We start from the raw sequence: 2,214 nt of genomic DNA on the forward strand, positions 1-2,214 counted from the left end.
CCGGGTCGTCTTGTGATCGGCCACTCCCAGCCGGTCCATCTCACCGGTGAGGGTGGTCGCGTGATGATCAACCAGGTTCCGCAACAACAGGACTTGCTTCATCGCACCGAAGGCCTGTGGCCCGGTCATCTCCGGATTCCATTGCAGGTCGCCGAGTCGGGTGACGATGGCGGCGAAAACTGCTTCGGCGTCGACAGTTCCAGCGTCGAGAGCTTCAGTGGTGTCGATCATGGGCCCCTCCCCAGTGGCTGATCGGTGCGATGGGTCCAGTCTACAGGAAAGTACGTTCGATGCAATGGCTATTCTTGATCAATTCTGCTTGTGGACAACGTGTTTCGGCGCTGAAGTCTTGTCGGTGGGATGTGGTAAGCGGTGCAATTTCGCCGTGTGAGTATCCGATGTGGTTGGGAGTCCTGTTGTCTCACCGGGTCTCGAGGCCCGGCGCCGGGGGCGCCGTGCACCTCGACCATCGGAAGGGGTCACGACCATTGGGTAGGGCGGGTAGCTCGACCACCGGGAGAAGGGGTCACGACCATCGGGTAGGGCGGGTAGCTCGACCACCGGGAGAAAGGTTCGCGACCACCGGGAGAGGCCTCGCGACCCGCGCTCTACTTCTGAACGACAGGCGCAGTGATCGGCGCGGTGACAGGAGCAGGGGCCGGTGGCGCGGCCGTGGCCACGCCACCGGATGCGGCGGCGGTGACGATGCCGACACCGACCACACCTATGGACAGTCGACGGAACACCGGGCGGCGGATGTGTTTACGCATGGGGACTCTCGACTCCTTCGGGATTGATGTCATCGGCGATCGACTCGAAGCGGCGATCGACTGGAGCCAACCGTATGAGCCGATGTTGGGAGGCGGCTGTCCTCGTGCTGCTGATCGCCGGTGACCGCAGCGATCGTGCGCTCTAGAGTGAGTCGGCGATGCCCCACGCCGACCCCCGCCCCGCGCCACCCCCGCGTCCGTCGATCAGACGCGCGTTCTTCGCCGTCCCCGACATCCGCGGGCGATGGGCTGCGGCGCTGCGGGCCGGGTTGGCATTCGCGATACCCGCCGCGGCGCTGTATCTCGTGGGTTTCGAGCGGGATGCACTTCTCGCGGCCCTCGGCGGGTTCGCGGCTCTGTACGGCGAAAAGCGCCCCTACCGGGTTCGGTGGCGGGCGGTGCTCACCGCCGCAGTCCTGCTGGTGGCGGCGTCCGCGGGATACGGCGCGCTCGGTGCGTGGGCCGGACCCGATGCATCATTATCCGAGGATCTGGTGATCGTCGCACTACTGGTCTGCGGTGCAGCGCTGGTCACCTTCGGGGTCAATGCGCTGCGCCTCGGACCACCCGGTCCGTTCTTCTTCGTACTCACCGCAGCGGTCGCGTCCGTGGTGACGCGCCACGGCGTCGATCTCGGTCCGCTCGTCGTCGCCACCACCGCCGGTGGCGTCGGCTCCCTGATCGTGGCAATGGCGCCCGGCCTGTGGCGTCCCCATGGCCCGGAGACCTCGGCGACCCTTGCCGCGATGGCGGCGGTGGAGGACTACCTGGACGGCAATCGTGGCGCCGATCGCGCCCGACGGCACGGCGTCGCCCTGTCGACGCTGCATGCGTGGACCGTGCTGCACGACGCAGCGGCGACGAATACCGCTTTGGCACAACAGCTCTGGCAGTCGATGCATCGACTGCACGGCGCTCGCGACCCGCTGGCGATCTCCCCGCCGCTGGGTCGTCCGACGGTCGCTCACCGCCTGCGCATGGCCACGGCCCCGTTCAGCCACGCCCAGATCACCACCGGCCGGGTGATCGTCTCGGCGTTCTGCGCAGGCGCGATCTCGGTCGTCGTCGGCCTCACCCGGCCGGACTGGGCGATCCTCGGCGCGGTACTCGTCCTGCAGTTGGGACCCGATCGGATTCGCGGGGTCATCCGCGGCGCTCACCGGCTGGCCGGCACCGTCGTCGGACTTGCGGTCTTCGCAGCCCTCCATCTGCTCGATCTCGGCGTTCCCGCGCTCATCGTCGTCATCGCCGTGCTCAATGTGCTGATCGAGCTGACGATCGTCGGCAACTACGCGGTGGCGGTCACCTTCATCACGCCGCTGGCGATGCTCATGGGCACCCCGTCGGCCGACATCACCGTCCCGGTCCGCGATCGTTTCCTGGAGACCCTGGTGGGCGTGGTTCTGGCGATCGCCTCGATGTGGCTGGGGGGGGGCCCCCCCCC

2 protein-coding genes and 1 pseudogene are annotated in these 2,214 nt (G+C 67.6%); 1 reads left to right on the plus strand and 2 read right to left on the minus strand.

All coding sequences use genetic code 11. The annotated features are described in order from the left end of the window. Window positions 1–231: pseudogene (locus B1964_RS21075) on the minus strand (HNH endonuclease); the annotation flags it as partial. A gap of 377 nt (window positions 232–608) precedes the next feature. Next, the gene (locus B1964_RS30505; RefSeq protein ID WP_155828416.1) at window positions 609–770 is read right to left on the minus strand and encodes a hypothetical protein; all 162 of its coding nucleotides are present in this window, start codon (window positions 768–770) and stop codon (window positions 609–611) included. Window positions 771–928: 158 nt separating this feature from the next. On the opposite strand from B1964_RS30505, the gene B1964_RS21080 reads away from it, so the two are divergent. Further along, on the plus strand, window positions 929–2,214 hold a 1,286-nt coding region (locus B1964_RS21080; protein ID WP_079931162.1), incomplete at its 3' end, for an FUSC family protein.

It is taken from the genome of Gordonia sp. i37 (assembly GCF_002043085.1).
GTDB lineage: Bacteria > Actinomycetota > Actinomycetes > Mycobacteriales > Mycobacteriaceae > Gordonia > Gordonia polyisoprenivorans.

Coding starts and splice junctions, on each gene's coding strand:
- B1964_RS30505 (WP_155828416.1), bottom strand. CDS start 770: ATGCGTAAACACATCCGCCGCCCGGTGTTCCGTCGACTGTCCATAGGT.